The following is a 5,958-nucleotide window of genomic DNA, read 5'->3' as shown; positions in this document are numbered from 1 at the left end:
CCGAGCGCACCCTCGCCCGTCGCAGCCGCCAGCCGCGGGAGCCGCGGCAGCGGGCGCAGGCGGTCTCGGCGCTCGCGGCGACGCGGCTGCGTCGGTCACGGGTGCTGGCCGCGAACATCCTCGTGCTGGCGCTGGCACTGGTCGCCTTCGGAGTCGAGCAGGTGCTCATGGCCGGCGACTGGGCTCCCGTCGTCGCCGGGGCGATCGGCGTCTTCGCCGGGCTCGCGCTGCTCCAGCGTGCGGCCACGGTCGCGGCGGCGCACCGCGCGGTGGAGGCGGTCGATCACGCCGTCGTCGTGCCGGAGGCGCCCCGCAGCTTCACCGACTGGCAGCGCACCGAGCAGGCCCGGCCCACCTGGACGCCGGTGCCGCTGCCGAAGCCGCTCTACCTCTCGAAGGAGGAGGCGGCCGGGGAGTCCTCGGACGCCGTCGCGGTCGCCGCGTCGCTCGACACGGCCGCGGCCCGGTCGGACGAGGCGCTGCGCAGCGCGTCATCCGCCCCCGAGGTCGCGGTGCTGGAGCCGCGCAGGTCGCAGACGGCGCTCGCCGCGATGGGCATCGTGGCCGAGAGCGGGCCCGTGCTCACGGACCTGGACGCGGTGCTGCGCCGGCGCCGCGCGGGCTGACCCCGCCGCCCCTCACGCAAGCCACGGGGACGCCCGGGCGGCCGTCGCCGGCCAGCCGCCCCATGTGCCGCCCGTAGGGGGACGTGCCGGGCGTAGGGGCGGATGCGGCGTGTCGGCCTACGCCGGGAACCATCCCCTACGGCCGGGACAAGCGGCGGCCGCGGGCACGACCGCGGACTCCCCACCTCCCCACCTCCGCGTCTCAGCGGGCGGTGAGCAGCTCGCCGATGGCCTCCAGCAGCGGCGTCGGGACGGCCATCGCCTGGAGCTCCACCAGCCGATCGGCCGCGTTGCGGTCGGCGCCGATCGTGCGCCACACGGCGGCCTTCGCCTCATAGGGGTACTGGGCCGCGTTGAGCAGGCCGAACAGCCGGGCCTGCACGTCGACGGTGTGCGGTCGAGGATCCGCGCCGACGGTCACCGAGGCGGCGCCGGCGGTGTCGGCGGTGACGGTCGCGGACACCCGCCCGGAGGTCGCGGTGACGGGAACGGCGTGGCCGTCGGCCGTGATCGCGGCGTCCGGCTCGAGCCCGAGCACCGTGACCGTCCACGTGCGGGTCTCGGGCACGATGCCGCTCGGGCCGTCGGCCGCCTCGATGGTCAGGGTGCCGGTCGCCTGCTCCCAGCGCATCCGCGTTCGGACGGTGGGGATGGTCTCGGGTGTCGTGCCCGTGTCGTCGTCCTCGACGAGCACGAAGTCGCCGTCGGCGCCGGGCGCGACGATCACCTCGAGGTGGCCGGGGTTGCGGGTCGCATCCGTCTCGTGCTCCGCCGCGAGGGGCAGGATCCCACCGGCCTTCAGCAGCGCGGGCACGGATCCGCCGTCGCGGTGGAGCCGCACGGTGCGGCCGCCCTCGAGCACGAGGCCGGTGGTGATGTCGGTCCAGAGGCCCGGCGGGAGCCATGCGGTCGCGGATCCGAGCAGCGTCACCGGATCGCGCGGCGTCGTGATCGGGGCGACGACGAGCTCGCTGCCGAACCCGAACTCGTTCGGCACCTCGTAGGCGGCCGGCTCGTCCGGCGCGAGGTGGTACATCGGCAGCACGAGCGGGACGCCGTCGACGGCCGCTCGATGGTTCATCGTGTGGAGGTACGGGACCAGCCGCACGCGGAAGCGCAGGGCGTCGTCGATCGCGGCGCGGGTCTCCTCCGGGAACATCCACGGCTCCTTCGCGAGGAACGGGTTGTTCGACGAGTGCAGCCGGAGGATCGGCGACCACACGCCGAGCTGCACCCAGCGGGCCGTGAGCTCGTCGTCCCGGACGCCCCAGAGGTGACCGCCGACGTCGTGGCTCCACCAGCCGTAGCCGATGTTCGAAGCGGTGGCGGTGAACTCGGGCTGGAAGTCGAGCGATGCCCAGCTGATGATCGTGTCCCCCGAGAATCCGACGGGGTAGCGGTGGCTGCCGGGGCCCGCGTACCGGGAGAAGGTGAGCGGGCGGCGGTCGCCGCGCCCCGAGTCGAGGAAGTGGTAGTGGTTCAGCATCCAGAGCGGATCGATGCCCGGGATCCGTGAGAAGGGGCCCTGCTGCCAGTCGATCCACCAGAAGTCGACGCCCTCGTCCTCGAGGCGATGGTGCAGCACGTCGAAGTAGGCCTCGAGGAACGCCGGGTCGGTGATGTCGAACGCGATCGGCAGGCCCCGCTCCGGATCGCGGCCGAGCGCGTCCGCCATGTCCGGGTACGCGTCCTCGAAGGCGCGCACCCCGTCCGCCGGATGCACGTTCAGCGTCACGCGGAGGCCGCGGTCGTGCAGCTCGGCGAGGAACGCCGCCGGGTCGGGGAAGAGCTCCCGCTCCCACGAGTACCCGGTCCAGCCGCTGCCGAACTGGGGCGGCACCGACTCGACGCGGTGCCAGTCCATGTCGAGGACCGCGACGCTGAAGCGGATCCGCTCGCGCTCGAAGCGGTCGAGCAGCTCGCGGTACTCGTCGGCGGAGTAGCGGCGGTAGCGGCTCCACCAGTTGCCGAGGGTCCAGCGGGGAAGCACCGGCTGCGGGCCCGACACCGCGTAGAGCGCCCGCAGCGCGCCGGCGTAGTCGTGCCCGGAGGCGAAGACGTAGAGGTCGAGATGCCCGGCAGGGCGAGGGGCCACCCGGCCGTCCTCGGTGAACAGGAACGAGGTCGAGTCGTCGAGGGCGGTGACGCCCCCACGGGCGATCACGCCGGGCTCGAGGGGGATGCGGCCGTCGGCCATGTCGAGCGTGCGGGCCGTTCCCCCGAGGTCGTGCGCCGCGTCGCCGTAGCGCCAGAGGCTGTGCCAGCTCGTGAGCGCGCCGCGCGCCTGCACCGACAGGCCGGCGGGCGTGAAGGGGCCGCGGTCGTAGGTCAGGTGCAGCTTCTCGGTGAGGACCTCGACCACCGCGTCGCTCTCGACGACATCGAACGCGGGCAGGGGCAGGTCGCGGTGGAGCGCGAAGGTCGAGGCGCGGTCCTCGAAGACGCCGTCAGGCGCCCATTCGATGCGCACGAGGGCCTCGGTGAGCACCGTGAAGCGCCACCGGTCACCCTGCACGACCGCCTCCGGATGGCCGACGGGGGAGAGCGGGATGCGGAAGCGGTCGTCCATGGCGTCACCCTAGGGCGGCGCCGGTGAGCGCCTCGTGGGTGCGGCCGGCCGTGCTTCTGCGGCCGCAGCGGACATCGGCGGCCGGTGTACCGGCGGAACACGTCCGTGGCGAGCCGCAGACCAGGATGACGCGACGAAGGCCGCCCCTCTCGGGACGGCCTTCCTCGCGTTGTGGACCCTAGGGGATTCGAACCCCTGACCTTCTCATTGCGAACGAGACGCGCTACCAACTGCGCCAAGGGCCCCGGTGCGCCGACAAGATTAGCATCCCGGCCCGTCGGCGCCCGCGACGGCGGGCCGTCAGACGCCGACCTCCACCCGCTCCCGCACCGCCCGCGCCGCCGCCACGAGGTTCGTGAGCGTCGCCACCGTCTCCTCGTAGCCGCGCGTCTTCAGGCCGCAGTCCGGGTTCACCCACAGCCGGTCGGCCGGCACGCCTTCGAGCGCGATCTCGAGCAGCCCGGTCAGCTCCTCGACGCTCGGCACCCGCGGCGAGTGGATGTCCCACGCGCCCGGTCCGATGCCGCGACGGAAGTCGGCCGCCGCGATGTCCGCGACGACCTCCATCCGGCTCCGTGCCGCCTCGATGCTCGTCACGTCGGCGTCGAGGGCGTCGATCGCATCGATGATCTGCCCGAACTCCGAGTAGCAGAGGTGCGTGTGCACCTGCGTCGCCGCGGCGGCCCTGGCGGTCGCGAGCCGGAACGCGCCGACCGACCAGCCCAGGTAGGCGGCCTGCGCCGACCGCTGCAGGGGGAGCAGCTCCCGCAGCGCGGGCTCGTCGACCTGCACGACCCGGATGCCGGCGGCCTCCAGGTCGGCGATCTCGTCACGGAGCGCGAGCGCCACCTGGTCGGCGGTGTCGCCGAGCGGCTGGTCGTCGCGCACGAACGACCAGGCCAGGATCGTGACCGGTCCCGTGAGCATCCCCTTCAGCGGCCGTGCGGTGCGGCTCTGCGCGAACGCCGACCAGCGCACCGTGATGGGCGCCGGCCGGGACACGTCGCCCCAGAGGATCGACGGCCGCGTGCAGCGCGATCCGTACGACTGCACCCAGCCGTGCTCGGTCGTCGCGAAGCCGTCGAGCGCCTCCGCGAAGTACTGCACCATGTCGTTGCGCTCCGCTTCGCCGTGCACGAGCACGTCGAGACCGAGCTCCTCCTGGAGGCCGACCACGCGGGCGATCTCGTCCCGCATCGCCGCCTCGTAGCCCTGCTCGTCCAGCTCGCCCCGCACGAAGCGGCTGCGGGCGCGGCGGATGTCGTCGGTCTGAGGGAAGGAGCCGATCGTCGTCGTCGGCAGCGCCGGCAGCCCCAGCTGCGCCTGGGCGGCGAGCCGCTCCGCGTACGGGGCGCGCGTCCGGTCGTCGGCGCTCACCGCGGCGAGGCGCTCCCGCACGGCCGGCACCCGGACGCCGGGGACGGCCGCCCACCGTGCGCGGACCCGGTCCGACTCGGCGATCTCGGCCGCGATCGCCGAACGGCCGCCGGCGACGGCCCGGGCGAGGGCGACGACCTCGCCCACCTTCTGGTCGGCGAAGGCGAGGCGTTCGAGCAGCTCGGGCGACAGATGCGTCTCGTCCGCCGTGTCGTGCGGCACGTGCAGCAACGACGTGGCGGTGCTCACGGCGAGGCGCGGCGACAGCGACGAGGCCTGCTCGAGCGAGGCGACCGCCCCTGCGAGGTCGGCCCGCCACACGTTCCGGCCGTCGACGACGCCGGCGACGAGCACCTTCGCGGCCAGACCGTCGCGGGTCGCCGGATCGAGGTCGGCCGGGACGGATCCGCGCACCAGGTCGATGCCGATCGCCTCGACCGGTGCGGCGGCGAGGGCGGGCAGGGCCGCGCCGAGCGGCCCCCAGGTCGCGGCGACGAGGATCGACGGACGCTGCTCGGCCCCGCCGAGCACCGCGTGGGCGCGGGCGGCCGCGGCCGCGAGGTCCTCGGGCGCCGTGGCGAGGCTCTCCGAGACCAGGGCGGGCTCGTCGAGCTGCACCCAGTCGGCGCCGGCGTCGCGGAGGGCCGCGAGCAGCTCCACGTAGGCGGGCAGCAGGTCGTCGAGCCGGTCCAGGGGCGCGAAGTCCGGTGCCGCGCCCGCCGGGGGCTTCGCGAGGGCGAGCAGGGTGACGGGACCGACGAGCACCGGCCGCGTGCGGAAGCCGTCCTCGTCGGCCTCGCGCACGAGGCCGACGAGCCTCGCGGGGTCGGCGCGGAACGGCGTCCGCTCGTCGATCTCGGGCACGAGGTAGTGGTAGTTCGAGTCGAACCACTTCGTCATCTCGAGCGGCGGCTCCGTCGCGGATCCGCGCGCGAGCGTGAAGAGCACGTCGAGCGACCCCGGAGCGCCCGCGTCGCCGAAGCGGGCGGGCACGGCGCCGACGGCGAGGGCGGTGTCGAGCACGTGGTCGTAGTAGCTGAACGACTCGGGGATCGCGGAGTCGTCCCGGCCGAGCCCGAGCTCGGCGAGGCGGCTCCGCACGGCGCGGCGCGAGTCGGCGGCCGCGGCCTCGAGGGCGGGGGCGTCGATCCGCCCGGCCCAGTAGGACTCGACGGCCCGCTTCAGCTCGCGGCGGCGCCCGATGCGCGGGTAGCCGAGGATCGTGGCGGCGGGGAAGTCGGTCATGCGGGCTCCTTCAATTGGACGAGCCCGAGGCGGTGCAGCACCTCGAGCACGGCGTCGGACTGGTTGAACGTGTAGAGGTGCAGAGCGGGTGCGCCCGCGGCGAGCAGCGCCGCGGCGAAGGCGGTCGCATGCGCGACGCCG

General features: G+C 74.5%; 3 protein-coding genes, 1 tRNA gene and 1 pseudogene. 1 reads left to right on the top strand and 4 read right to left on the bottom strand.

The window, feature by feature from the left end; all coding sequences use genetic code 11:
* Window positions 1-626: pseudogene (locus JWQ92_RS08385) on the top strand (hypothetical protein); the annotation flags it as partial.
* 202 nt (window positions 627-828) lie between these two features.
* Here the strand turns inward: JWQ92_RS08385 and JWQ92_RS08380 are convergent.
* From JWQ92_RS08380 to JWQ92_RS08365, 4 genes are all read right to left on the bottom strand, one after another.
* Window positions 829-3,195: a glycoside hydrolase family 31 protein gene (locus JWQ92_RS08380; RefSeq protein ID WP_297344007.1), complete on the bottom strand. Its 2,367-nt coding sequence runs from the start codon at window positions 3,193-3,195 to the stop codon at window positions 829-831.
* Between the two features lie 172 nt (window positions 3,196-3,367).
* A tRNA-Ala gene (locus tag JWQ92_RS08375) sits at window positions 3,368-3,440 on the bottom strand.
* 55 nt (window positions 3,441-3,495) lie between these two features.
* Window positions 3,496-5,817, bottom strand: coding sequence for a 5-methyltetrahydropteroyltriglutamate--homocysteine S-methyltransferase (gene metE / locus JWQ92_RS08370; RefSeq protein WP_297344006.1), 2,322 nt, complete (start codon window positions 5,815-5,817; stop codon window positions 3,496-3,498).
* Window positions 5,814-5,958, bottom strand: a 145-nt coding sequence (locus tag JWQ92_RS08365) for a methylenetetrahydrofolate reductase (protein WP_297344008.1), incomplete at its 5' end; no start/stop codon positions are given. The genes JWQ92_RS08365 and metE, both read right to left, overlap by 4 nt.

Source organism: Amnibacterium sp. (assembly GCF_025463795.1).
Taxonomy (GTDB): domain Bacteria; phylum Actinomycetota; class Actinomycetes; order Actinomycetales; family Microbacteriaceae; genus Amnibacterium.
This window is presented reverse-complemented; position numbering and strand designations above follow the sequence as displayed.